The following is a 24,355-nucleotide window of genomic DNA, read 5'->3' as shown; positions in this document are numbered from 1 at the left end:
CCCCCTTTCAGGCATAGCGGCGGATTTCCCGGTATAATGTGTCCCGTTCCACCGGTATCCGGCCGGCGGCCCGGATGCTGCGCAAAAAGCTTGCGGCAGGCTGGTACTGGGGCGTAGCGGCTCCCGCGTCATGAAAAATACGTTCTTCCCGGACGGTACCATCCAGGTCGTTAACCCCGAAATGCAAGGCCACCTGGGCTAATTTCGGTCCCATCATAATCCAGAAGGCCTTGATGTGACGGAAGTTGTCCAGGAGCAGGCGGCTGATGGCCAGCACCTTCAGGTCGTCCACCCCGGTGGTTCCCGGCAGGTTGCTAAAGGCCGTGTTGGCCGGGTGAAAGGCCAGGGGTATAAAGGCCAAAAAGCCACCCGTCCGGTCCTGGAGTTCCCGGAGGGCCAGGAGGTGGTCCACCCGGTCGGCCGCTGTCTCCAGGTGGCCGTAGAGCATGGTGGCGTTGGTGGGTATACCCAGGCGGTGGGCAGTTTCGTGGACCATGAGCCAGCGCTGGCCGTCAATTTTCCTGGCACAAAGGCGCCGGCGCACCTCCGGGGTAAAGATTTCGGCCCCGCCGCCGGGAAGGGAATCCAGGCCCACCTGCCGGAGTTCCTGGAGCACGTCAGCTACAGGCCGCCCGGCCTGGGTCGCTATATAGTCAATTTCTACGGCATCAAAGGCCTGGATGCAGGCCCGGGGTGCTACCCGGCGCACCGTACGGATCAGGTCCAGGTAGTATTCATACGGCAGTTCCGGATTCAAACCTCCGACAATGTGAATCTCGGTGACCCCTGCGGCGGCCGCCGCCCTGGCCTTGGCCTCAATTTCACTCAGGGTAAGGGTGTATGCCTCCGGACTGCCTGCCTGTTTACCAAAGGCACATAAATCACAGAGATTTTGACAGACATTAGTATGATTAATGTGGGCATTATTAATAAAGTAAACGTCATCGCCGCAAGCCCGCTGCCGGGCCAGGTCAGCGAGGAACCCGATGCCCAGGAGGTCCTGGCTCTCAAACAGGCGAATACCGTCTTCCCGGCTCAGCCTTTGCCCGGCATACACCCTGGCAGCTACGGCCGCCAATTCTCCCCGGGAGAGTTCCGTCCTGATATGTTCTACAATGGCAGACAAGGCCTGTCAAACTCCCTTCTGGTGTAGCTATCTTAGGCATCAGGATAAGACTTACCGATATTCTCCGGGCGCAAAAGGGTTGGTTTACGCAGCGTAGCGCAACCACAGTCCTCATTAAAAGTCACTCGTCCCAGGGCCTTCAGGATAATGCGGCCAAAGGCCGGGGCATCATCAAAAAAGATATCCTTTAACTCCCTGTGTTCCCAGGGTTTCACCACACCTTCCCCGTAATTTACTATCAGGTAGATGCCGGCGTAGCAGGCCCCCATTTCCCTGGCCAGGTAGACCTCGGGGCAGAGGGTCTGGCCTACGACATCCGCCCCCCACTGGCGAAACAGGTTTACTTCGGCTACGCTCTCAAAGTGGCGCCCATCTGTCACCAGGTAAACGCCGCGGTCAAAGACCCTCCCCAGGGGGGTTTCTCTAGCTGTTGCTACCAGAGTTTTGTGCAGGGAAGGGCAAATAGGCTGGCGCATTATTGACAGGTAGCCCTCCTGCAACCCCACATCCCGGCGCATGGAAAAATCAATGTAATCGGTCACCACGACAATGTCCCGCAGATCCAGGAGGTGATTCACACTTCCTACGCCGCCCTCAGCAATGATCTTCCGGACTTTAGCCTGCATAAAGGCATGGAACAGGCGCTGTGAACTCTCGCCCCAGGAGACTCCGGGAATCCGTCCATGCATTTTGGCCGCCAGCACCCGGCGCGGTGGGTCACCGGTGCGAAAAAGGATTAAGGGAGCACTGGGACCCCAGGGGGTAGCAAAAACCACATCCCGGGCCAGAATCTCTGTTCGAGGATCCTCTAATTCCTCGGGAAAGTTCAAACTAAAAGTGCCCGAGCCACCGATAAAGCCAATATCCGCCAGTATCTTTCCTTCAGCCATTCCCAATGTCTCCTTCCAGGCGATAACCCAGACCGCGCAAGTTATAGGCTACCAGCTCTTTTCCCGCCGCCGTCAAATCAGAAGGAATGCCCTCTTTCAGCCAGCTAATGACCACCTGGTAAAAGGTACCTACAAAGGCTAAAGCTGCGACATGGGCATCCTGGGGCGGTAGCTCCTTCCTCTGGATGCCCTCCAGCACGTCTTCCTCTACAAGCTGCGTTAGACGCCGTAACAGGTCGTAGAGTTGTTCTGCCACCGCCGGGTGGCCCGCCGGCGATTGGACCAGCATTACCCGGGCCAGGTCACGGTTTTCCTGTAAGACCGCCAGGGCTGCCTCCATAGAAACCTGGAGTTTTTGGCGTCCACCGGCGGCGTTTTTGCGGGCCCGGGCAATACGTTCCAGGACCATCTCATAGGCTTCGTTGACCAGGGCGGTAAAGAGGGCTTCCTTATTACGCAGATATAAGTAAATCGTGCCGATGCCCACCCCCGCCCGGCGAGCGATATCTTTAACCGAAGTACCATAAAACCCGTGCCGGGCAAATTCTTCCCTCGCCGCCTGCATTATGGCCTGCAGGCGCGCCTCCAGCTTTTGATCTACCTTTTTCGTCCGCCGGTAAACCAAAAACCCTTCCCCCAATTTTCAAGCAATGAACAGGCATTCAACTCTTCAATTGCAATTCTAGAACATTCAGGGGAGGACGTCAATCTTAAATTAAGCTTAAATTAAGGCGGTAAAAATTAGGACCGGTCCTGAAACGATATAGGACAAAAGTCATAGCTTAAAATGAGACCGAAGTCTGATGGAACTTCTCCGCTAAATTGCTAAAATTAAATTAACAATTGCGAAAGGAGGCGGGATAATGCAATTACTTAAAAGGCTTGTTCATGAGGAAAACGGGCAGGGAATGGCTGAATACGGTTTAATCATCGCTCTAGTGGCAATTGTTCTAATTGGTGCTTTGGGAATTTTAAGCGGCGGTATTCAACATATATTCGAAGGAGTGGGCAATAAGCTCTCCGGACAGGCAATCAACTAACTTACAAAGCGGCCCTACTTGAGTTCAAGCTCTTAAGTAGGGCCGACTTTTAAAAGGTTTAAGAGCAATAAAGGGTTGATACCAGTGCTAAAAGACGCGGTACTGATTATTTTCCTGCTTACCTGCGCCTATACGGACTTAAGTAAGCGCCAGATTTATAATCGGGTACTGCTACCGGCTATTATTTTTGGCCTTCTTTATGCCTGGTTGACCAACGGGATTGGCGGCGTCGGGCAGAGTTTAGCAGGTATGATTTTAGGCTTCTTGCTATTATTGTTGCCCTTTTATTTAGGTGGACTCGGGGCCGGCGATGTCAAGATGCTGGCGGTTATCGGTGCTCTGCAAGGCCCATATTTTACCTTGCGTGCCTTTTTACTCAGTGCCCTGGTGGGTGGCGTGTGGGCTTTTGTTTATCTAACCCGTAAAGGGAGGTTTTTAATTACATTAAATACTTTTTTCATTAATGCCTATCTTTTGTCCCGGGGTTTACCTGTAACCGGGTCAAGGTTTAGCCTTAATCAGACCAGCATTGAGGAGACGCTGCCTTACGGTGCGGTTCTAGCCCTGGGTACTTTGTTAACCTACTTGAGCTGGTGAAAAAATTGTGGTGGCAAAAACTTCTTAGCGGCCGTCAAGCACAAGCACTGGTGGAGTTGGCCTTAATCCTACCGCTTTTACTCCTCCTGGTAATGGGCAGTTTGGATATGGGCCGGATTTTACATAGCTATTTGGTTCTAACCAGCGCTAGCAGAGAAGGAGCCCGGATGGGGGTCGTTGGAGCGAGCGATGACGAAATTCGGGACCGGGTAAAGGAAGTGGCTTTTACCCTTAGCCTCACCGACGGCGATATTACCATTGTTCCAGAACAAGGACTGCGTAACCCCGGAACTGCGCTTAAAGTGAAGGTGACTTACGGCGTAGAATTAGTTACACCGGTCCTCAATAGTTTACTACCCAACCCCTTTCCCTTAACAGCCGAGACTAACATGCGAGTGGAATAGGGTGCCATGGTAAGCCGATCAAAGTTTGGCAAATTATTACGGGAGGAGAAGGGCTTCGCGGCAGTCTTTGTGGCCTTAAATATGGTGGCCATGTTATCTTTTGCTGCCTTAGTTATTGATCTGGGTCTTCTGGCTTTAAACCGTCACCTGTTAATTAATGCCGTTGATGCTGCCGCCCTGGCCGGGGCCAGGGAGCTGCCTGGCAATCCTGATTTGGCCAGGAATACAGCTATTGACTACGCCCTTATGAATGGGGCCACCGAAACAGTTCAGGCGGAAGTTTCGGCAGATGGCAACTTCCTTACCGTAACGGCAAGTAAAGAAGTAAATTATTTTTTGGCCCGGTTAATGGGCTTTGAGCGCGGTGAGGTTAGGGCCAGAGGGGTGGCGATGGTTGCCGGAATTAAGGCGGTAAGGGGTGCAGCGCCGCTGGCGGTTCCAGATCAAGATTTCCAGTTTGGGAGCAAGTATATTCTCAAGCAAGGTGCCGGCCAGGACTCCCCCCTCGGTCCGGGTACCTACTCAGCCCTGTCCTTAGGCGGTGGTGGCGCCAGCAATTACGAGGACAATTTAAAGTACGGTTATGAAGGCAGGTTGGCGGTGGGCGACGTTGTTAATACCGAGACGGGTAATATGTCCAACCCAACCAAGAGGGCCATTGATTACCGTCTAGAGCTCTGCCGGCATTCGCCTCCCTGTACACCAGAACATTTTGCTCCCGCTTGCCCCCGCATCCTGATTTTACCGGTTTATGAACCCAATTTGGTCCAAGACGGCCAGATCAAGTCCATAATTATTGCCGGCTTTGCCGCTTTTTTAGTGGAACAGGTTCGCGGGGAGGGCAATGAAAACTTTATTGAAGGTTATTTTATTCGCACCGTTGTAGCGGGCGAAGCGGATCCGGGCCAGCGAAACTACGGCTTGCAGGGCGTTAAACTGGTGCAATAGCTAAAGAGGTGTGCCCATGCGCAACAAATTGCTTTTGGTCTTATCTTTAGTGACGGCCTTGGTGGCAGCTGTTTTGGTTTACTATTATCTGGATAACTTGAAAAAGACTTATCAGCAAAAGGGAGATTTTATCCAGGTGGTGGTGGCGCGGGTGCGGATTCCGGCCAGGACGCCAATCACCACCCAGATGATCGAAGTCAAAGAACTGCCAGCCCAATATATCAGTGCCAAGGCCATTACGGAACCCAAGGAAGCCCTGGGCAAGACGGTTAAGTCGGAGATCCTACCCGGGGAGATACTGCGCCTTGAAAAACTGGCCAGCGGCAAAGATGCTGCCGACGGTCTAGCTTTTCTTATAAGCCCCGGTAAGAGGGCTATAACGGTGGCCGTAAATGATGTTTCCGGTTTGGCCGGCTTGTTGCGCCCCGGGGATCGGGTCGATGTCCTGGGGACCTTTGATTTGCCGGCGGCAGCCGGTCAGGAGAAAGCCGGCCTTACCTCCTTACTGGTCCAAAACGTAGAAGTGCTCTCCGTAGATCAGACCCTGGCCGCTCCTGGCCAGCCGGTTGCTGACGGAAAAAAGCAAATTGGTTACCGCAATGTGACGCTAATGGTGACTCCTGAGCAAGCACAACCTATAGTTCTCTGCTCGGAAAAAGGCAGCATTAGACTGCTCTTAAGGGCACCTGCTGACCAGGACATTATTACCCTGCCATCAATAAAAATACCGCAGCTAGTACGTTAAGAGCCGGCAGGTAAACCTATTACCAAACAGCAATTGCGGCTAACAGTAGTCTCAGGTAATAGGGATGCAAGTTTGCGGAGGGGTTTATATGAGCCAGACCAGCGTTTTAATAGTCGACGATATCTCTACCACCCGGGAAGATATTAAGCGTCTACTTTATTTCGAAGAAGATATCAAAGTGATCGGTGAAGCCAGTGACGGTGAAGAGGCCATTCGTGCCGTCGAGGCCCTGCGGCCTGATGTGGTTCTAATGGATATCAATATGCCCGGTATGGACGGTATTGCCGCCTCCGAAGCCATTACCAGCCGGGTGCCTGAAACGGCGGTGGTCATCATTTCCATCCAAAAGGAGTCGGAATACCTGCGCAAGGCCATGGCCGCCGGTGCCAGGGATTACCTGGTAAAGCCTTTCACCAGCAGTGATTTAGCCGAAACTATTCGTCGCGTCGGGCGAACCCAGAAACAGCAAATATTGCAACTGAGGGCTCCGGCGCCTAAGGAAGCTCCCCAGACAACGGCACCGGCCAATCGGATGCTCGTCGTGTTTTCCAGTAAAGGTGGAGTTGGCAAGACCACCTTAGCCTGCAATCTGGCCGTCAGCTTGGCCCGGGAGACGAGGCAAAACGTTGCCCTGGTCGACTTAAACCTGCAAAGCGGCAATGTGGCCTTAATGCTTAATATTCTTCCCCAGGGTACCATTGCTGAGCTGGTTCAGGAAGAAGATCGCGGTGAGATTTCCCTGGTAGACAACTATCTTTATCCTCACCTCTCAGGGCTTAAGGTTTTGCCGGCACCATTAAAGCCGGAACAGGCAGAAGTTGTGGCGGTTAAGGATATAGAAGCCATTCTTAAACTATTGAAGGGTAACTACGCATATATAGTTGTAGACACTGCTCCTGCTTTCAATGACTTAACCTTAAGCGCCCTGGATTTAGCCGACGATATTTTGCTTATTTTTACACCTGATTTGCCGGCACTGAAATGTGCCAAGACAGATCTGGAAGTACTGGAACGCTTAAATCAGGCTAGCAAGGTTAAAGCGGTGCTTAACAAATCCACCCTGGGAAACGGCATCTCCCTGGCTGAAATCAAGCAAAGTCTTGGCGTTACGCCCCTGGCAATATTACCCCAAGCAGAAAAAATGGTGCTTGCCTCAGTTAACCGGGGTCATCCATTTGTCCTGACCCACCCGGGGAGCGTCATAGCCCAAAGGATTAAAGAATTAGCGGAAAATTTTATGCCTGCGGCAATGGGTAAGCGTATTAAAGGCAGGCAAAAAAGATTCTTCTTTCTAAGTAAGCTGCTTTAACCCTTTCCCGGTACCCTGTTTTAACTCTCCCACCTAATCCTTCCTTAAACCCTGGAAGGACCAGGTAGGAGTAAGCACTAAAGCCCGGTTTTTAAGGTTCTTAGCGTCATGTTTATACCTGGTTTTAGGGAGGTTAAGCCCATGTCCCTATTAGCCCGCTTAGAGCAACAAATAGAGGATGCCAGGGAAAACGGCAACAGGCGGGAAAGAATGAATTTCCCGGTTAATAAAGACCCCTACGCCCAGCTAAAACTTCTGGTGCACAAGAAAATAATTGATGAATTGAAAGCACAAGCCTTAGAAGACGACAATGAAGGCGGGGAGTTAGCTGCTAAGATTGAACAACGGGTTCTAGAGATTTTGGCCGATCAAGGGGACCCCCTGCCGCGGGCAGAACGCCAGCGCCTGGCGCGGGAAATTACCGATGATGCGGTTGCTTTTGGCCCCATTACTCCCCTTTTAAATGACCCGGAAATTTCCGAGGTCATGGTCAACGGGCCGCAAAAAGTGTATGTGGAGCGTAGGGGTAAATTACAGCTCACTGACGTTAGGTTTCGCGATAATGCCCATGTCATGCACATTATCGAAAAAATTGTTGCTCCTCTCGGGCGGCGAATTGATGAGAGTATGCCCATGGTCGATGCCCGCTTACCGGACGGTTCGAGGGTTAACGCTATCATTCCGCCGGTGGCCTTAAACGGGCCCACCATTACCATTCGCAAGTTTTTTAAAGATCCTTTAACTATTGAGGATCTAATTCAATTAGGCACTTTAACGCCAGAGATAGCCAAGTTCTTGGAAATGTGCGTTAAAGGCCGGCTAAATATCATCGTATCCGGCGGTACTGGCAGCGGTAAAACAACCACCTTAAATATCCTTTCTTCCTTTATACCCGGTGACGAAAGGATAGTTACCATTGAAGACGCCGCCGAACTCCAGTTACGCCAGGAACATGTAATTACCCTGGAAAGTCGGCCGCCAAATATTGAAGGCCGGGGAGCCATCACCATCCGTGACCTGGTGAGGAATGCCCTGCGGATGCGTCCCGATCGCATTGTAGTTGGCGAGGTACGGAGCGGCGAAGCCTTGGATATGCTCCAGGCCATGAATACCGGCCATGACGGGTCCTTAACAACCGGTCATGCCAATTCACCCCGGGATATGCTCTCCCGGTTGGAGACCATGGTTCTCATGGCCGGAATGGACTTGCCGGTCAGGGCCATCCGGGAGCAAATAGCTTCGGCTATTGATCTGATCATCCACCAGAGTCGCCTCAAAGACGGTTCCCGTAAGATTACCCACCTTACCGAAGTGCAGGGTATGGAGGGGGAGATTATTACCCTGCAGGACATTTTTCTTTTCCGGCAGGAAGGCTATGACCAGGGAGGTAAGGTAAAAGGGCGCTTTTTAGCCACCGGGATTAGACCCAAATTTTTAAGTAAGTTAGAAGCTAACGGCATTGTTTTGCCTCCTGAGATTTTCAGCTCGTCAATTCTTTAGGAGGGGAGATTGTTGACGGTACCAGTCGTAACTGCAGTTATGGTTTTCCTGGCAATGTTTCTTTTGACCTTTTACTTAACCGGATTACGGTACCAGGAGCAGGTGCTAGTGACAGCACAGCTGGAAAAAATTTTAGGTAAGCAAAGGCCGAGGGTTTGGAGCAACTTTCAGGGCAAGAAAGGTAAAGCTAGCCGTAAAGCTTTGGAATTAATCGGGAAAATACTGGGAGCCAGGGGCTTGAAGACTAAGCTGGAGGAGGAACTTACCAGGGCGGATGTCCTCCTTAAAGGGGAGGAATTCCTGGGATTAACTTTTTTATTGCTTTTAGGACTGGGGATTATATCTTTCTTTTTTACAAATAACTTGCCTTTCGCGATAACGGCGGCATGCTTGGGCGGGTACCTGCCCTTTTTTGCCGTGCGGGTCAAACAAAATAAACGCCGGATTAAATTTAACGGTCAAATTGGTGATGCCCTGGTGATTATGGCCAACGCCTTACGGTCTGGTTTTAGCTTTTTGCAGGCCATGGACATGGTGCGACGGGAAATGCCCGATCCCATTGCTAAGGAATTTGGTATAACGTTATTAGAGATGAATTGGGGCAGTTCTACCGAAACAGCGCTGCTCGGCCTTACAGAACGAGTAAAAAGCGACGATTTGGACCTGGTAATCACGGCGGTCCTAATCCAGCGCCAGGTAGGCGGCAACCTGGCTGAAATCCTGGATAATATCGCCCATACCATCAAGGAGCGTGTACGCATCAAAGGTGAGATTAAAACCCTGACCGCCCAGGGAAGGATATCGGGCCTGATTATCGGTTTATTACCCGTTGTCCTTACCACAGTTATCTACTTACTAAATCCCGGCTATTTAAGCCTTCTTTTTACCACCAGAACCGGCGTCATCATGCTACTTAGTGCCGTGCTGGCGCAGCTCATGGGCGTTATCATAATTCGTAGGATCATTAGTATTGAAGTTTAGGGGTGGCGCATATGCCTTTGGTCATTGCCGTAGCGGTTTTTGGGCTATTTTTTCTGCTAGCCGTCATGCTTTACCAGCAACTTACCCGAGCCAACCCAAGGAAGACCCGGCGGATAAGCGAGGTGTTGGGCAGCCAGCCGGTTTCTACGGTAAGGGAACGGGAACTCAAAGCCCCTTTCTACCAACGCGCTATCAAGCCCATACTCGGCATGTGGAGCCAAAAATTGATCAAAATGTTACCGGCCGAAAAAGAAGCCGAACTGGGCCGCAGGATAAATTACGCCAATCTCCAAAGTAAAATAGCGCCCCGGGAACTCCTGGTGATAAAATACTTAGCCGGCGGGTTGGCAGCTGTTTTGGGCGCGTTAGCAGGAACGAGTTTGGTACAACAGGTTCAGAGTATATTTATCCTTAGTTTGCTGGGGCTGCTGGCCGGTTGGTATGGACCGGATTTTTACCTGCAAGTCAAAGGCCGGCAGCGACAGCAGGCAATAGAAAAGAGCCTGCCTGACGTTTTGGACCTTTTGACGGTAAGTGTTGAGGCCGGCCTCGGTTTTGACGGCGCTTTACTTAAGGTAGTGGAGAAAAGCAAAGGTCCCCTGGCGGAGGAATTTGGCCTTACTTTGCAGGAGATAAGAATGGGTAAGCCCAGGGCCGAAGCCCTGCGCGATTTGTCAGGTCGTACCGGGGTACAAGATCTGGCTTCTTTTACAGGCGCAGTAATCCTTGCCGACCAGCTGGGCTTAAGCATCGGTAACGTCCTCCGGTTGCAGGCGGAACAAATTCGCCTTAAACGCCGCCAGCGGGCTGAAGAACTGGCTATGAAAGCGCCGGTAAAAATGCTGATTCCCATGGTCTTTTTCATCTTCCCGGCCATTTTTGTAGTTTTGTTGGGCCCGGCAGTAATTCAGATTACGAAGTATTTTATTAAGTAAGGGTGTTTAAACGGGCGGTCTAGCCGGATATGGGGTGATTAAAATAATTATATTTAACGTTACCAAACAGGTCGTGCTGGCCAAAGAAGTTCGCCTGGCCCGCACCTTTTACGAGCGCTTGTTAGGGTGGATGGGGCGCCCGGCAGTGGGTGAGGAGGAAGCTTTAGTTTTGTTACCCTGCCAGGCAATCCATACTTGTTTTCTTAAATTTCCCCTGGACGTGCTCTTTGTCGCTGCCGATGGCCAGGTTCTTTTTACCCTGGCCAATTTGCGGCCGTTTCGCTTTAGTCCCCTCATCCGTCGCTCCAGGCTGGTGGTGGAACTACCGGCGGGGCGGCTTAAGCAAACTAACACCAGAATGGGTGACAGGTTAGTGTTTGATGATAGGGAGGAGCCGTATGTTTAAAGGAATTAACTTAGCTATTGGCAGCAGGCGTATTTCGGTTATCAACAAAATAACTCTAGCCTTGGGTTTACTATTACTCTTTATAATCCCCGTGGTCGGGTCCTCTTTTTTTCTTCGTGAACAGGCCCTGATCCGCCGGGAATACCAGGGGAAAGGCCAGGAAATTGCCCGTACAGTAGCTCTGTTTGCTGCCGAATATATTTTATCAGGAAACCTTGATTTTTTAACAGGTATTGTTCACAAGCTCAACTCGTATGGTAACATAGATTATGTAGTCGTTACTGATACCAGCGGCAGGGTGCTGGCCGCAAGTACTAACAATTTTCCGGCTGGCGGGAAGACAGCCGGCGTCGATACGGCGGCAGCCGCAAATGAATTCACGGCTCCCATCACGCCCTTTGGGGGCGAGACTATTGGTTATGTCCGCTTAGGCCTTAACCCGGCGCAATTAAAAAATTCCACTTTAGCTATGGCTGTTGATTGGGCCTTGTTTGCCCTGGCCGCTGTTCTGGCCGGTATTTTTTTAGCAGCCATACTTACCAAGCGAATCCTGCAAAAACCCTTAGCCGAGTTAACGGCTGCCGCAGAACTGGTTTCTGCCGGCGATTTTTCTTCCCGGGCAAACGTTTTGGGTGGAGATGAATTGGGCGATCTCGCCAATTCCTTTAACACCATGTCTTTTCATTTAGCCAACTTAATCCAGTCAGTTAAAATAAGTATTGCCGATGTGCAGAAAGGAATGGAGCAACTCCATAGTTCCCTCCAAACGGCAGGCCGCACCAATAGCCGTTTCCTCCGCAACCTGGCTTACCTGAAAGAAAATGCTGAGGAACAGCTAAAGGCTTTGGCGCTGTCAGCCTCCCTGGCAGAACAACTGGTAAATCGCTTCCAGCAAACCAGCGAGCGCCAAAACGCGAGTTTCACTCTGACCAACAATGCTTTAGGGGCCGCTGAAAAGGGAGCCACGGCTGTTAGAACAGCCACCAGCAAACTAAACGACTTTTACCATGAACTGGCTGAAAGCCAAAAATTACAAGCATTACTTTTGGAAAAGGGAGAGCTCTGGTCAGCGGGTATTGCTAACCTGGCGGCGCTTAGCGAGCATTTGGCTCCCTTCGTGGTCGAGGTGGCCTTAGAGGCGGCAAAATCGGGGAATGAGGGGTTAACCACCGCTGCCGAAAACTTAAGCCAGGCACTGCGAGATACATACACTTATCTAAAAGATCTCAGGCTGGAACTCATAGCGCTGATGGATGCTTGCAGAGCTAACCGGGAGGCGCTGGAAAAAAGCCTGCTCCAGGTCGGAGCGTTACAAGACAATTTGGCTGCTTCCACTACGACGTGGGTGGAGCTCAGGCAGATTCTCCAGGGAAAGAAAGAAGTAGAACTCGAAATCCGGGAGGAATTGGAATGGTTGGCAACTACTTCCCATACCTTAACCAAGGATTTCGGTGATTATCTCCCTGCCTTAAATAAATTGTTACAGGGTAGCTTAAGCAGTGACGGCCAGTTACCCTTAGCCGACTGGCAAGAAATTGATTCCCTGGCCAAAAAGCTATTACGGATGATCGAACGCCTTAAAGCTTTAGCCTGGCAGTATAAAACTTAAATCCTTTGGTGCGAGGTGAGCCCGGTGCTGGACATCAGTACCCTGGATCGCATCGTCAAAGAAACTATCGAAGCCATTGAGCGCAGTCAGGCTCAGATTTATGATATCGCTGAAAATACACGCACTGAGGCGAACCTGGTTAGTAGTGAATTGACAGCAGTCAAGAATGAGTTGAACGCCATTATAACGGAGGTTGATAAGCTGGAGCGGGCGGAAAAAAGAGCCCGGTTGCGTTTGGCAGAGGTAAGCAGAGACTTTAACCGCTATACCGAGCGAGATATCAAAACTGCCTACGATACGGCCTATAATTTGCAGATTGAACTTATTAAGCTCAGGGAAAAGGAGAAGGTGCTGCAATACCGGCGCAATCACCTGGAAATGAGCCTCCGCCGTTTACAAACAACTATCCAGAGGGCAGAAAAGTTAATTTCCCAGGTAGGGGTGGTCCTAACCTATTTAAACGGCGGGCTCCACGATTTGAGCTTAAAGCTTGGGGAACTGCAGCAAACACAGCAGATGGCCCTCAGCATTATCCGGGCCCAGGAGGAAGAGCGCAAGCGCGTTGCCCGGGAAATTCACGACGGCCCGGCCCAGTCCATGGCCAACATCGTTATGCGGGCCGAGTACTGCCTGAAACTTTTAGATAAAGATCCGGGTAAAATCAGGGAGGAATTGCTGGCCCTGCAAAATATCGTCATGCTGAGCTTGCAGGACGTCCGCAAGATTATTTTTGACCTGCGGCCCATGGTCCTCGACGATCTGGGCCTGGCCCCGGCGTTGAAACGGTACTTTGCCACTTATAAGGAACAATACGGCCTGGAAATTGAATTTCTTTTCTTCGGGCAGGAGCGCCGGCTGGACACCACCATAGAGGCAGCCCTTTTTCGCATTATTCAAGAGGCGGTTAATAACATTAAAAAGCACGCCCAGGTCGAAAGCGCCCTGGTTAAAATGGAGATGCTGCCCGATAAGATTACCATTTCGATCCGCGATATGGGCAAGGGATTTGAGCTAAACTCTGTCCAGGGCGATAAAGAGAGTAATGGCTACGGGCTGGTAGGCATCCGCGAGAGGGTCCAGCTCTTAAACGGTGAGATGAAAATTAACACCGCCCCGGGTAAAGGTACCCATATTAGCATCACGATACCTTTGCAGGACCAGGCTTAAACAAATACCTTCATGCTCGCAGGGCAGCTTGCGCTAGACTAGACTAAAAAATACTTGCAATATTAGATGTCGCTGCTATAATATTCTTTAGACAATACCGGGGGGCGAATTACCCCCCAACGGCGATGGAGCTCGCCTAATGCTCAATGAGCTAATAGCTCCTACCGAAAGCGGCCAGTGATCGGTAGGAGCTTTTTATTGTTACGCGCCCCGAGCTGCCCAAGCCTTTTTAAAGCTCATGCCGATCCCTGGTCTAACAAAAGGGGAGGTTAAGCTGATGGAAAACATGTGGCTCGTGGCAGCCGAGTGGCTGGGTTTAGCTTTGGCAGGAGGTTTATTGGCCGGTTGGACAGGGATCTCCATTTCCTTGATGGAAATAGCGGTGGGCGTAATTGGCGGTAATTTTTTGGGTCTACACACCACGCCGTGGGTTGATTTCCTGGCCGGGGTTGGCAGCATTATCCTCACCTTCCTGGCCGGGGCCGAGGTCGATCCGGTAGTTTTGCGCAGCAGGTTTAAAGAAAGCGTAGCAATCGGTCTGCTTTCCTTTGCTTTGCCTTTTGGCGGGGCTTTTGCCTATGCTTATTATGCCCTGGGCTGGACTCTGCCGGCGGCTGAAATTGCCGGTATTGCCCTGTCGACTACCTCCGTAGCCGTGGTCTATGCCGTGATGGTAGAGACCGGCCTGAATGAAAGTGAATTAGGCCGGATTATCCTGGCGGCCTGTTTTATAACGGATCTAGGGACAGTAGTGGCCCTGGGAGTTCTTTTTGCCAATTTTAATGCCTGGATGGTCTTATTTATTGCGGTAACAGCCGTAGTCCTGGCTATAGTACCGCGCTTCAGCCGTTTATTTATCCAGCATTATGGTAACCGGGTAAGCCAACTGGAAATTAAGTACCTGTTCTTTCTCCTTTTCTTGCTGGGCGGGCTGGCCTCCATGGCTAATAGCGAAGCTGTTTTGCCGGCTTACCTGTTAGGACTGGCCGTTGCCGGTTTCTTCCTCGAAGAGAAGAATTTGACTTTAAGAATGCGGACTATGGCCTTTGCTTTCTTGACGCCTTTTTACTTTCTAAAAGCTGGACTTTTTGTTTCCCTTCCAGCAGTGATTACCAGCGCCGGGATAATTATCATCGCGCTTTTGATTAAAATAGCAACTAAATTCATTGGTGTCTGGCCGGCAACGCGTTTCTTTAAATTTGAACCGCGGGAAGGCATGTATACCACTTTACTGATGTCTACCGGGCTGACCTTCGGCACCATTTCCTCGTTGTTTGGCTTGAACCATGGCTATATCAGCCAGGCCCAGTATACGATTTTGGTGACGGTAGTTATTCTTAGCGCCGTAGTACCGACAATGATTGCCCAGGCCTTTTTCCGGCCCGACCTGGCACCGGCGGTAAAACAAGAAAAACGGCGCCATGCATTGATACCCCAAAAAGAGGAGGGTAATTAAACCATGTTTAACAAGATTCTAGTAGGCTACGATGGTTCGCCTCATGCCAGGAAAGCTCTCCATGTTTCCCTCGACCTGGCTAAAAAATACGGGGCGCAAATTACCGTTGTTTCCGTGGCCCATGTACCCGATTTTGCCGATACCAGAGACGAAGTTAATGGGGTTCTGGAAGATGCCAAAAACTTTTTTAGCAAAGCTTTGGAAGAAGCTACAAACCTGGCTGCCCGTGAAGGTCTAACCTTAACCACCAGAGTAGTGCCGGGCCACCCGGCCGATACCCTGGCCCGCCTGGTGGAAGAGGAGGGTTATGATCTACTGGTACTAGGTGCCCGGGGTTTAAGTGGTATCAAGCGTTACCTTTTAGGAAGCGTTTCGGAGGCCGTGGTAAGACTGGCGAGCTGTCCGGTGTTAATAATTAAGGGGAAAAAATAAGGGAAGGATAAATTCTGGAGAAAAGTTGATTTAGCTTAATCCGAGGCCAAGGAGTCGGCCTCGAGAAATCTCGAAAATGCGCTCATGGCGCTGATGACTCCTGTCTGGATAATGCAGGCAGGAGTCATTTATTCCCTTATTTTGGGGCTATAAATTTTAAGGAGGTTTCCTGATGGAGGAACAGAGTAAAGGCAAAAAAATAACCCCTTCGCTACAAAAGGCATTTAAATTTATTATCTTACTAGGGATTGTTAGCCTGCTTTCCGATATGACCTATGAAGGGGCGCGCAGCATTACCGGGCCTTTCCTGGCATTGCTGGGGGCTAGCGGGGCAGTGGTTGGCTTCGTTGCCGGACTAGGCGAATTGTTGGGTTACGGCGTACGGTTGATTTCCGGCTATTTAAGCGACCGTACAGGGAGATACTGGCCCATTACAATTGTGGGATATATTCTTAACCTTTTTGCGGTACCCCTTTTGGCCCTGGCAGGCAACTGGCAGCTAGCGGCCATTTTGATGATTACTGAGCGAGTAGGCAAAGCTATTCGCACTCCTGCCCGCGATGCCATGCTTTCCCACGCTACTTCGGAAGTGGGAAGGGGATGGGGATTTGGCCTCCATGAGGCTATGGATCAAATCGGGGCCGTTACCGGCCCGCTGATTGTAGCTTTAGTACTTTATTTAAGAGGCGGCTATCAAACTGGGTTTGCCGTTTTGTTTATCCCGGCTATCTTAGCGATTACAGTCCTTGCTGTTGCCAGGCTTTTATACCCAACTCCTCGAGAGCTGGAAGCGGCCCAAGCCATACCTGCGGGCAAGGGATTACCAAGAACATTTTGGCTCTACCTGGTAGCAGTTGCTTTCATAGCGGCAGGTTACGTTGATTATCCCTTAATTGCTTATCATTTAGGCAAAGGATCACTGGTATCAAGTAATTGGATTCCCATACTTTATGCTATCGCCATGATAGCCGATGCCCTTGCTGCTTTAATATTCGGGTATTTGTTCGACCGGATAGGCATTTATGTTTTGGCTATTGCTGGTCTGGTCTCATCCTTGTTTGCCCCTCTGGTGTTTTTAGGAGGCTTCACCATGGCTCTGGTTGGAATGGTAATTTGGGGCATAGGCATGGGGGCGCAGGAATCCGTCTTACGCGCTGCCGTGGCCAATATGATATCCCTTGACAGGCGTGGTACTGCCTATGGGGTGTTTAATACCGGCTATGGTATATTTTGGTTTCTGGGAAGTGCATTAATGGGGATGCTTTACGACCTATCAGCAGGATACGTGGTAGCCTTTTCAGTAGCAACCCAGCTACTTTCGGTGTTGCTGATGCTCTATGTCGGTAAAAATACTTTTCGTTGAATCCCTGTAATACCATCTTTAATTTTTATAACCCGCCAGCAGGTGTAAACTGCTTATCCAGAAATCCCTTTCCTGACCACGCGGTTCGTTAATAAAACAAGAGGCACTCTTTGTCCATGGAATTTCTACAGCGTGCTGTTTGGCAGGGAGGTGTTCTTCTCATGACTTTCCAAAGCATACTATTTAAAAAAACTGAAGACGGGATAATAAAAGAAACACTCGAAGCTCCCATCTTTTTTGTTGATTTAAATCTGGATCAGATTATAGACACCATTACGGCCGGCAAAGAAGAATATAATTTAAAACCGTTTTTTTACACTTCGTTGAACGATATCGACGCGATCAACTATCGTCATGAAATAATGCAGGATCTGGAAAATAAAACATTCTTTGAGCATATAAAATCATTTACCCAAAAAATGCGCACAATGCGCGAACATCTCACCCAAGCAGACAAGCTTTATTATAAATACCAAAAGGAAAGATGGTTTTTAGATGCGGTAGAAATTTACTGCGACGCCGTTAATTGCCTGGTACATGATTTAACCCTTATAGAGTTAAAATCACGCGGCTTTTTAGCCTTCCGCGAATATCTGATAAACTATACCCATTCCGACCGTTTTAGGTCTTTGCTAACAGAAACGAAAAAGCTAAAAGCCGATTTATCTACCGTAAAATATTGTTTACTCATCAAAGGTAACCGCATCAAGGTCCGCAAATATGAAGATGAGATTGATTATAGCGCGGAAGTGGAAAAAACATTTGAGAAATTCAAGCAAGGAGCGGTGAAAGATTACAAGGTTGAATTTTCCACTTGGCCGGATATGAACCATGTTGAAGCAAAAATACTTGATTTAGTTGCCCAATTGTATGCCGATATATTTTTGCGCCTTGATAATTACTGTATGGAAAACGGCAATTATCTGGATGAAACGATAGCCGTTTTTGATCGGGAGATACAATTTTACATTGCTTATCTGGAGTATGTCGCGATATTCAAACGAAAGGGATTGAAATTTTGCTATCCGCAAATTTCCAGTACATGTAAGGAAGTTTATGATTATGAAGGATTTGATTTGGCCCTGGCTTATAAACTCATTAACGAAGGCTCAGCCGTTGTCTGTAATGATTTTTACCTAAAAGGTAAGGAGCGTATATTTGTAGTAACCGGTCCGAACCAGGGCGGTAAAACAACCTTTGCCCGTACCTTCGGACAGCTGCATTATTTGGCCAGCCTTGGTTGCCCCGTCCCGGGCAGGGAAGCGCGCCTCTTTCTCTTCGACAAGCTTTTTACCCATTTTGAAAAGGAAGAAAACGTTAAAAATCTCCGTGGCAAGCTACAGGATGATTTGGTCAGGATACACGATATCCTCAACAAGGCCACTTGCAATAGCATCATCATCATGAACGAGATTTTCACTTCCACAACATTAAAAGATGCTATATATTTGAGCCGGAAAGTAATGGAGAGGATAATACAACTTGATTTATTATGCGTTTGCGTAACCTTCATAGATGAATTGGCTTTTTTAAGCGAGAAAACCGTAAGCATGGTCAGCACGGTAGTACCCGAAAATCCGGCAGTACGAACATATAAAATTGTAAGAAGGCCTGCCGATGGACTTGCATACGCGCTAGCAATTGCCGAAAAGTATCGACTCACATACGATTGTTTAAAGGAGCGGATAAAATTATGAAGGTTTTTCTCATGTTTAAAGATCATGATTTTGACCTTCAGGAGAAATTACCGTGGAATGAACAAGCGCTGACCCAAGATCTGGAATTAAACACGCTGTTCAACGCCATGGCCCTCGGTGACAAATTTCTATTTGATGTGGCCCAAAAAGCCGTTTTGTCCGGTTTAAATAATGATCTGGAGACAGTATTATACCGGCAGGATATTTTAAGAGATTGCCTGAAAAATTCTGCCATTGTCAGGGCTATCTACGATATCGCGGTAGAATCAATTGAAAAAGAGAAAAAAAATTACTTAAGCATTTTCAGCAGATACCCTGCTGCCATATTGTATAGATCGGTAGAAGTGTTGCAGATGTTTGTGGACATGCTTAAAAAACTAAGAACTATCGCCGATGAACATGCCGATAAATTTGAATCAGACGGCTTTACCGCTTTTTTCGCGATGCTCAACAAAGAACTTAGCGATGAATATTTCGCCTGCATCCAAAATCATCTAAAGGAACTGAAATTCCGTGAGGGAGTTTTGATCAGCGCTGAACTAGGAAAAGGTAATAAAGGTATCAATTACATTCTCCGTAAACCCCAAGATAAAAAACAGAGCTGGATAGAGAGAGTTTTTACCAAAAAAGCGCCCGTTTACACCTTTTATATCGCCGATCGCGACGAAAGCGGGGCGAGGGCCCTGTCGGAATTAAAAGACAGGGGGATCAACCTTGTTGCCAATGCCCTCGCCCAGTCCAATGATCATATTCTCAGTTTTTTTAACGTTTTGCGGACCGAATTGGCCTTTTACATCGGTTGTTTGAACTTGTATGAACGCCTTACTCACATAGGGGAGCCAACGTGCTTTCCCCTCCCTGTAGCTCCCGGCGAACGCAGACATTCTTTTAAAGGATTATACGACGTCTGTCTGGCTTTAACCCTGGAACAAAAAATTGTAGGCAATGATGTGAATGCCGACAATAAAGAGCTCGTAATAATTACAGGCGCCAATCAGGGTGGCAAATCGACTTTTTTGCGCAGCATAGGTTTGGCCCAATTAATGATGCAATGCGGTATGTTTGTGCCGGCTGAATCTTTCTGCGCCAATTTCTGCGACAGCCTTTTCACGCACTACAAACGGGAAGAAGACGTTACCATGAAAAGCGGCAAACTCGATGAAGAACTTAGCAGAATGAGCGATATCATAGACCATATAACGTCAAATTCCATGGTGCTGTTTAATGAATCATTTGCCGCGACAAACGAAAGAGAAGGTTCGGAGATTGCAAGGCAGATAGTAAGCGCTTTATTGGAAAAACACATCAAGGTTTTTTTCGTTACGCATTTATATGAATTTGCCCATGGCTTTTTCGATAAAAAAATGGCAACTGCACTTTTCCTGCGGGCTGAAAGGCAAGCCGACGGAACACGAACTTTTAAGTTAATCGAAGGTGAACCCTTGCAAACTAGTTATGGCGAAGATTTGTATAACAGCATATTCGGAAAAGACAATTAAATTCATTCAACGAAACAACAAGGAACCATTAAGTTGCATATCCGGCCAGCAGGGTTAAGCTTCTTCTCCAGGAATCCTTTTCCTGGCCGCGGGGTTCGTCGATAAAACGATAGTCCTGTTTGCGAATGAATTCTTTGAGCTCATGTTGTAAGGCCTGAATTTTTTTAAGTTGCAACTGCACTAGCATTTTAACGCTGGCTAGGTTCTCTGCCAAAGCTATAGCCCGGCGAAAATGGGGTAGGCATAACCCGGGGGATTTGTCATATAAGGCGGTGATGTTGCCATCATTAGCGGCTACTTGATAATTTAATTCACGAAGGATAGTCTGGGTTATTTCTTCCTCACTCCTACAGGCGGGGCAGGAATTTGTAGGTTTCAGGGCGGCAGCGAGTTTGCTGCCCGGTCCTTCTTGAGAATGGCGCTTCAACAGCCTCGGGAAGCTGCTTTTGTTGTCAGCAGAAAGAAAATTGGCCGGATTGGTAAGGTGTTTAGCCCAGTTATCCAGGAGGCCTTCATTGATTATGGCAATACCCAGGCTATAGATGCTGAAATCCATAAGTTCCCTGGTGTGTTGCTGGCAAAAGCCCCACGAGGCTTCAATGCAGGAACGTATAAGCGGGTCATTAACATACTCATACAACAAGTTATCGAGATATCGCCTGCCGGTTTCCTTAGCGATGGTACAAATTGGACAACCCGGCTTTTTTAACGCTGTTTCCAGTTGAATATAAGCAGACGCGATTGACATATTTTTACCTCCAAACTCCTTGACCCTCAATGAATGCCTCGAATTTGGCCTGAATTTCCGAGAATTCCCTGGTAATGGACTGGAGCCTGGTAATCTCTTGAACCACATTCTGGGTATGCTCCAGGCGTTTTGACCGTGCCGCCTGGATGGCTCCCCGGGTAGCTAAAACGGTTGCCTGGAGACGCTCATCTAGACTGGATCCGAAACGGCGAAAGGCTTGATCTAGATTCTGTAAAGTGGCCCAGCGCAAGTTTTCCACATTGTTTAAAACCAAGGCTTCAATTTGTTGCCTCAATTTTTCTGTCATCTTTGCCCGGCGTAAACTCTCTGGCAAAAGCCTGGTAAATATACCTTCCGGGAGAAGGTTAAAGCTGGAATCCCACTTGTGGGTTACCCAATACGGCTGGCGTTTCATCTCAAAAGCGCCGGAACTACTGGGAGCATGATAAGGAATGTCAAAAAGCTCGGCAGCCGTTTTCCGCACCGTCTCAATCAGCTCATCGACTCGTTGCTGGTAGGGGCGCAGCACTTCGGTAACCCGCTGGTCAAAAACGCGCGCCATTTCACCGAGCTCATGTTCAAAAAAATCAGGGATGGCATTGGCCAGGGTTTCCCGGATTGCATTTTCATTAAACCTGTTACCCATTCCGGCCAGACGATCCTGGACAATTCCTTGCAGGTGAGTCCGGGCCTTCTGGCGTAAGGCTTCAACTTGTTCCTCCAGAAACGCCACCATTCGTTTCCGGTTGCCGGCCAGGAGATCTCCCAGCAAGACTCGTTGCTGCTCAGCCTCCTGAATTTTTTTCTCAAATATTTGCAGGCGGTCATCTAGTTCAGCCAGGGGCATCTCCAGGGAACGAATGGTAAGCTGCAAGCGCATTATAATGTCGGCAATTATATCGATAGCTTTTTTAGCCAGGGCTGCCTGCAGGGCGTTGTTTTTATCGCGAGCAAGAAAATCAACAAGATAACGCCAGACTTCTTCCAGGCCGCTATGATTCCAGAGGGCGGTATCATTCGTTTTTCGGGCCTCAAGTCCCAGACGGGCCGACACGCAGAAGATGGGGGGGTCTCCTTCTATGCCAATTTGCTCCCGCAAAACATTTTTAATGAAGGTTAAAAGAGATGTTATTTCTTCCTTATTGAGATAATCTACCTTATTTAAAATAAAGAAAAGGTGAGTAACCTTGGAACGGACCGCTTTCAGAAATTCTACTTCCACCTCGGTGATCGGCGGATCCGCCGAAACGAGAAATAAGGCAGCATCACACTGGGGCAGGAAGTTAAGTGTAGCTTCAGTGTTATGCCGGAAAGTTGAACCAATGCCGGGAGTATCGATTAAGACTACTCCTTTGTGAAGAAGAGGGGAGGGGTAGAAGACCTCAACCTGGGATACCTTTTTATGATTTTTGGGATTCCCTGCTTCAGTAACGAATTGCGCAAGAAAAGCAGTTAAAGCTCTAGTGTCCCGGCCTGTAAATTCTTCTCTTTGGTGGCCCTCCTGGCGGAGAACGCGGGCACGGATCTCGGGACCCCAGAGAAGAAAGGTAGGAACGGCAGTCAGGGGCAGGATGGCTGTGGGTAACACTTCATCGCCCAGAAGAGCGTTTATAAAGGTACTTTTACCGCGCTTGAACTGCCCGAGAACGGCAAGGTGAAAGCGTTCGTTTAAAAGCCGCTCTTGCAAGGCCTGGATCTTTTGTCTCACTTCTTCAAATTCTGGCCCCAAGCCATTCAGAAGCTCTAAAGTTTGTAAAAAAAGGGTACTTGCATCTTTAGTTACCTTCGCTTGCTGATCTTGCCTTACCTGGCTCATAAAAAAACTCCTCCAGACTCTACCTGGTAGGAGTTGGGCTAACTGCACATTCTCCTACCAGGAATTTGATCCTTGGTAGGAGTCATCAACCCTTACGGGTGGTTTTTCCGGTGAACTCCATCACCGTTTGGAGAAGTCTCTTCTCCAAGTATTCCAGTTCGTATTTAAATTTAACAGCCCGGCCTTTAGTATGTCAAGGGGAAATAACCCCAAATTATATGACAAGGAAATTGACATTTAATAATAAAGATTATATAGTTAAGTTAAGCTAAGGCCAAGGAGTCGGCCCGGAGGATCTCGAAAATGCGCCTTACGCGCCGATGACTCCTGTCTGTAAGGGACAGGAGTTTTTTCTTTGGGTTTTTTATTGCCCCATTTAAACCATCCCAATATCATTGTCCGCCGGGCTATTATGTCATTTAGCACATTAAATTAACCACCGTTTTTCAAATTAAAGTAACTCACGCCGCCGGCACAAACTGCAAGATTATCAAATTACAGCACCCCAAATTCTCAGGAATTGCACATTAGCACAATAAAATCCCCAAAGAAAAAAGCCGCTCAACGCGGCCTAAAAAGAAGGGGCCTTGAACCGTTCCGCCAATTTTTTATCAAGGGCAGCCAGGCGTTTTCTCTGGAAATCAAATCCTTGTTCCAGTTGCAACTGGCAAATAAAGCTGTAATAATGGGGTTCCTCGCGGGCGGTATAGAAAGACTCCAGGTATTTTAGCAATTCAGCGTAAAGGTCGCGGGCGAAATCCAATACCGGGCGTTCCAATTCCTCACCGTAGGACCCAAAAGTATTCGCCCAGAGGACGAAAGCCAGGATCTCCAGGAGACTTTCCACGTCTCTGGGGGAAGCAAGCTTAAGCATAGCCACCACCCTTAGAGGCCAATTTCGGCAGCTGCCTGGCGGACCACATCAGCACTAATCAGCTGGGCTTTAAGCTGGGCGCCCCAGAGGAGGGAAGTCAGGGCCAGGTTGTTCACCAGGCGCGGCCAGCCGCGGGAGCGAGAAGCGATGGCCTCGACGGCAGGCGGCTCAAATAAAGGCCTGGTAGCCCCCACCAGGGATAAATGGTGCTCCAGGTAGGCGCCCACCTCCTCACGGTTTAAAGGTTCCACCTGGAAGCGAACCACCAGGCGTTGGGCCAGAGACTGGGTCTGGTTCAACTCCAAGCGGCTCAACAAAAAAGGCAAGCCGGCCAGGACCAGGATAAAAGGATTAAAGGCGTCCATGGCGAAATTAAAGAGCAGGGCCAGGTCCAGCAGGAATTTGGGGTTAGCCAGGTGCATCTCATCCAGGATGAAGACGGGCGTAATCTTTTTATCCCGGAAGAACACCTGGACCGCCTGCTGGATCTGGTGAAAAAGGTCAATCTTGCGGAAAGACGGTTCTTCCCCCAGGCCCCGGGCCAAACCGCGGTAAAAATCCATGACCGTCCCTGTGGCCAGGGGCAAATAAATAACCTTAAAGAGGGCCGGGTTTAAATTAGCACAAAAGACCCGCAAGGCAAAGGTCTTACCGGCTCCCGGTTCCCCCACCAGGACCCCCATGCCCCGGACGCGGGATAAATACTCCAGCCGGGCCCTCGTTTCTTTTAAACTGCAGGAAAGGAAGGCATCCTGGGGTTTTAGCTCCTTGCCAAAAGGAGCCCCTTTTAAGCCATAAAAAGCCTGGTACATT

24 protein-coding genes, 1 pseudogene and 2 riboswitches are annotated in these 24,355 nt (G+C 49.2%); of the genes and pseudogenes, 18 read left to right on the top strand and 7 right to left on the bottom strand.

What is annotated here, in order from left to right:
• Positions 1–7 precede the first annotated feature (7 nt).
• Genes mqnE through MGLY_RS16125 form a run of 3 tightly spaced genes read right to left on the bottom strand, consistent with a single transcriptional unit; the run spans position 8 to position 2,641 of the window.
• Positions 8–1,126 carry an aminofutalosine synthase MqnE gene (mqnE, locus tag MGLY_RS16135; RefSeq protein ID WP_156275576.1) on the bottom strand — a complete coding sequence of 373 codons (1,119 nt, stop codon included), beginning with the start codon at positions 1,124–1,126 and terminating at the stop codon, positions 8–10.
• Positions 1,127–1,158: 32 nt separating this feature from the next.
• Positions 1,159–2,016, bottom strand: coding sequence for an MTAP family purine nucleoside phosphorylase (locus tag MGLY_RS16130; protein ID WP_156275574.1), 858 nt, complete (start codon positions 2,014–2,016; stop codon positions 1,159–1,161).
• Positions 2,009–2,641, bottom strand: a complete 633-nt coding sequence (locus tag MGLY_RS16125) for a TetR/AcrR family transcriptional regulator (RefSeq protein ID WP_156275572.1) — start codon at positions 2,639–2,641, stop codon at positions 2,009–2,011. Before MGLY_RS16125 ends, MGLY_RS16130 begins: the two co-directional genes overlap by 8 nt.
• Before the next feature lie 238 nt (positions 2,642–2,879).
• On the opposite strand from MGLY_RS16125, the gene MGLY_RS16120 reads away from it, so the two are divergent.
• The 18 genes and pseudogenes from MGLY_RS16120 to MGLY_RS16040 all read left to right on the top strand — a co-directional run bounded on the left by MGLY_RS16120 (position 2,880) and on the right by MGLY_RS16040 (position 20,104).
• Complete coding sequence (locus tag MGLY_RS16120; RefSeq protein WP_083476437.1) at positions 2,880–3,056, top strand: Flp family type IVb pilin; 177 nt, start codon at positions 2,880–2,882, stop codon at positions 3,054–3,056.
• Positions 3,057–3,140: 84 nt separating this feature from the next.
• Positions 3,141–3,653, top strand: a complete 513-nt coding sequence (locus MGLY_RS16115; protein WP_170291140.1) for an A24 family peptidase — start codon at positions 3,141–3,143, stop codon at positions 3,651–3,653.
• Positions 3,650–3,808: pseudogene (locus MGLY_RS18910) on the top strand (TadE/TadG family type IV pilus assembly protein); the annotation flags it as partial. The gene MGLY_RS16115 and the pseudogene MGLY_RS18910, both read left to right, overlap by 4 nt.
• Before the next feature lie 12 nt (positions 3,809–3,820).
• Positions 3,821–4,057, top strand: coding sequence for a hypothetical protein (locus MGLY_RS18365; RefSeq protein WP_246187363.1), 237 nt, complete (start codon positions 3,821–3,823; stop codon positions 4,055–4,057).
• Between the two features lie 6 nt (positions 4,058–4,063).
• On the top strand, positions 4,064–5,005 hold the full coding sequence (locus MGLY_RS16105; RefSeq protein WP_156275566.1) for a pilus assembly protein TadG-related protein: 942 nt from the start codon (positions 4,064–4,066) through the stop codon (positions 5,003–5,005).
• Between the two features lie 16 nt (positions 5,006–5,021).
• Positions 5,022–5,750, top strand: a complete 729-nt coding sequence (gene cpaB, locus MGLY_RS16100) for a Flp pilus assembly protein CpaB (RefSeq protein WP_156275564.1) — start codon at positions 5,022–5,024, stop codon at positions 5,748–5,750.
• 88 nt (positions 5,751–5,838) lie between these two features.
• Positions 5,839–7,059: a CpaE/TadZ family protein gene (locus MGLY_RS16095; protein ID WP_156275562.1), complete on the top strand. Its 1,221-nt coding sequence runs from the start codon at positions 5,839–5,841 to the stop codon at positions 7,057–7,059.
• A 141-nt stretch (positions 7,060–7,200) separates the two neighbouring features.
• The gene (locus tag MGLY_RS16090; protein ID WP_156275560.1) at positions 7,201–8,559 is read left to right on the top strand and encodes a TadA family conjugal transfer-associated ATPase; all 1,359 of its coding nucleotides are present in this window, start codon (positions 7,201–7,203) and stop codon (positions 8,557–8,559) included.
• Positions 8,560–8,760: 201 nt separating this feature from the next.
• Positions 8,761–9,540 carry a type II secretion system F family protein gene (locus tag MGLY_RS16085; protein ID WP_211661939.1) on the top strand — a complete coding sequence of 260 codons (780 nt, stop codon included), beginning with the start codon at positions 8,761–8,763 and terminating at the stop codon, positions 9,538–9,540.
• Between the two features lie 11 nt (positions 9,541–9,551).
• Entirely contained in the window at positions 9,552–10,475 is a 924-nt protein-coding gene (locus MGLY_RS16080; RefSeq protein WP_156275558.1) for a type II secretion system F family protein, read from the top strand.
• A 34-nt stretch (positions 10,476–10,509) separates the two neighbouring features.
• Positions 10,510–10,881 carry a DUF192 domain-containing protein gene (locus MGLY_RS16075; protein ID WP_156275556.1) on the top strand — a complete coding sequence of 124 codons (372 nt, stop codon included), beginning with the start codon at positions 10,510–10,512 and terminating at the stop codon, positions 10,879–10,881.
• Positions 10,874–12,490, top strand: coding sequence for a HAMP domain-containing protein (locus tag MGLY_RS16070; protein ID WP_170291139.1), 1,617 nt, complete (start codon positions 10,874–10,876; stop codon positions 12,488–12,490). The genes MGLY_RS16075 and MGLY_RS16070 overlap by 8 nt, the downstream gene beginning before the upstream one ends.
• A gap of 15 nt (positions 12,491–12,505) precedes the next feature.
• A complete protein-coding gene (locus tag MGLY_RS16065; protein ID WP_246187362.1) occupies positions 12,506–13,657 on the top strand; it encodes a sensor histidine kinase in 1,152 nt (383 codons plus the stop codon).
• Between the two features lie 112 nt (positions 13,658–13,769).
• A riboswitch (Fluoride riboswitch) is annotated at positions 13,770–13,828 on the top strand.
• Positions 13,829–13,943: 115 nt separating this feature from the next.
• Positions 13,944–15,113, top strand: a complete 1,170-nt coding sequence (locus tag MGLY_RS16060) for a cation:proton antiporter (protein ID WP_156276555.1) — start codon at positions 13,944–13,946, stop codon at positions 15,111–15,113.
• Positions 15,114–15,116: 3 nt separating this feature from the next.
• On the top strand, positions 15,117–15,545 hold the full coding sequence (locus tag MGLY_RS16055; RefSeq protein ID WP_156275550.1) for a universal stress protein: 429 nt from the start codon (positions 15,117–15,119) through the stop codon (positions 15,543–15,545).
• A 172-nt stretch (positions 15,546–15,717) separates the two neighbouring features.
• Entirely contained in the window at positions 15,718–16,908 is a 1,191-nt protein-coding gene (locus tag MGLY_RS16050) for an MFS transporter (protein WP_156275548.1), read from the top strand.
• A 161-nt stretch (positions 16,909–17,069) separates the two neighbouring features.
• Complete coding sequence (locus tag MGLY_RS16045) at positions 17,070–18,605, top strand: MutS-related protein (protein ID WP_156276553.1); 1,536 nt, start codon at positions 17,070–17,072, stop codon at positions 18,603–18,605.
• Positions 18,602–20,104, top strand: a complete 1,503-nt coding sequence (locus tag MGLY_RS16040) for a MutS-related protein (RefSeq protein ID WP_156275546.1) — start codon at positions 18,602–18,604, stop codon at positions 20,102–20,104. The genes MGLY_RS16045 and MGLY_RS16040 overlap by 4 nt, the downstream gene beginning before the upstream one ends.
• Before the next feature lie 28 nt (positions 20,105–20,132).
• Here the strand turns inward: MGLY_RS16040 and MGLY_RS16035 are convergent, their stop codons facing one another.
• The 4 genes from MGLY_RS16035 to MGLY_RS16020 form a co-directional block, all read right to left on the bottom strand.
• On the bottom strand, positions 20,133–20,852 hold the full coding sequence (locus MGLY_RS16035; protein ID WP_156275544.1) for a DUF6062 family protein: 720 nt from the start codon (positions 20,850–20,852) through the stop codon (positions 20,133–20,135).
• Between the two features lie 4 nt (positions 20,853–20,856).
• On the bottom strand, positions 20,857–22,668 hold the full coding sequence (locus tag MGLY_RS16030; protein ID WP_156275542.1) for a dynamin family protein: 1,812 nt from the start codon (positions 22,666–22,668) through the stop codon (positions 20,857–20,859).
• Positions 22,669–22,737: 69 nt separating this feature from the next.
• Positions 22,738–22,802, bottom strand: a riboswitch (Fluoride riboswitch).
• A 437-nt stretch (positions 22,803–23,239) separates the two neighbouring features.
• Positions 23,240–23,542, bottom strand: a complete 303-nt coding sequence (locus tag MGLY_RS16025; protein ID WP_156273088.1) for a hypothetical protein — start codon at positions 23,540–23,542, stop codon at positions 23,240–23,242.
• An 11-nt stretch (positions 23,543–23,553) separates the two neighbouring features.
• Positions 23,554–24,354 carry an ExeA family protein gene (locus MGLY_RS16020; protein WP_156271579.1) on the bottom strand — a complete coding sequence of 267 codons (801 nt, stop codon included), beginning with the start codon at positions 24,352–24,354 and terminating at the stop codon, positions 23,554–23,556.
• Position 24,355 lies beyond the last annotated feature (1 nt).

Source organism: Moorella glycerini (assembly GCF_009735625.1).
Taxonomy (GTDB): domain Bacteria; phylum Bacillota; class DSM-521; order Neomoorellales; family Neomoorellaceae; genus Neomoorella; species Neomoorella glycerini.
The sequence above is the reverse complement of the archived record's forward strand: the minus strand, read 5'-3'. Positions and strand labels throughout refer to the sequence as shown.

Excerpts from the sequence above, each read along its gene's own strand:
- MGLY_RS18365 (WP_246187363.1), top strand. The coding sequence starts at position 3,821 with ATGGGGGTCGTTGGAGCGAGCGATGACGAAATTCGGGACCGGGTAAAG.
- MGLY_RS16095 (WP_156275562.1), top strand. The coding sequence starts at position 5,839 with ATGAGCCAGACCAGCGTTTTAATAGTCGACGATATCTCTACCACCCGG.
- MGLY_RS16040 (WP_156275546.1), top strand. The coding sequence starts at position 18,602 with ATGAAGGTTTTTCTCATGTTTAAAGATCATGATTTTGACCTTCAGGAG.
- MGLY_RS16130 (WP_156275574.1), bottom strand. The coding sequence starts at position 2,016 with ATGGCTGAAGGAAAGATACTGGCGGATATTGGCTTTATCGGTGGCTCG.
- MGLY_RS16105 (WP_156275566.1), top strand. The coding sequence starts at position 4,064 with ATGGTAAGCCGATCAAAGTTTGGCAAATTATTACGGGAGGAGAAGGGC.
- MGLY_RS16020 (WP_156271579.1), bottom strand. The coding sequence starts at position 24,354 with ATGTACCAGGCTTTTTATGGCTTAAAAGGGGCTCCTTTTGGCAAGGAG.
- MGLY_RS16070 (WP_170291139.1), top strand. The coding sequence starts at position 10,874 with ATGTTTAAAGGAATTAACTTAGCTATTGGCAGCAGGCGTATTTCGGTT.
- MGLY_RS16025 (WP_156273088.1), bottom strand. The coding sequence starts at position 23,542 with ATGCTTAAGCTTGCTTCCCCCAGAGACGTGGAAAGTCTCCTGGAGATC.
- MGLY_RS16030 (WP_156275542.1), bottom strand. The coding sequence starts at position 22,668 with ATGAGCCAGGTAAGGCAAGATCAGCAAGCGAAGGTAACTAAAGATGCA.
- MGLY_RS16045 (WP_156276553.1), top strand. The coding sequence starts at position 17,070 with ATGACTTTCCAAAGCATACTATTTAAAAAAACTGAAGACGGGATAATA.
- MGLY_RS16035 (WP_156275544.1), bottom strand. The coding sequence starts at position 20,852 with ATGTCAATCGCGTCTGCTTATATTCAACTGGAAACAGCGTTAAAAAAG.
- MGLY_RS16120 (WP_083476437.1), top strand. The coding sequence starts at position 2,880 with ATGCAATTACTTAAAAGGCTTGTTCATGAGGAAAACGGGCAGGGAATG.
- MGLY_RS16055 (WP_156275550.1), top strand. The coding sequence starts at position 15,117 with ATGTTTAACAAGATTCTAGTAGGCTACGATGGTTCGCCTCATGCCAGG.
- MGLY_RS16060 (WP_156276555.1), top strand. The coding sequence starts at position 13,944 with ATGTGGCTCGTGGCAGCCGAGTGGCTGGGTTTAGCTTTGGCAGGAGGT.
- MGLY_RS16050 (WP_156275548.1), top strand. The coding sequence starts at position 15,718 with ATGGAGGAACAGAGTAAAGGCAAAAAAATAACCCCTTCGCTACAAAAG.
- MGLY_RS16080 (WP_156275558.1), top strand. The coding sequence starts at position 9,552 with ATGCCTTTGGTCATTGCCGTAGCGGTTTTTGGGCTATTTTTTCTGCTA.
- MGLY_RS16090 (WP_156275560.1), top strand. The coding sequence starts at position 7,201 with ATGTCCCTATTAGCCCGCTTAGAGCAACAAATAGAGGATGCCAGGGAA.
- cpaB (WP_156275564.1), top strand. The coding sequence starts at position 5,022 with ATGCGCAACAAATTGCTTTTGGTCTTATCTTTAGTGACGGCCTTGGTG.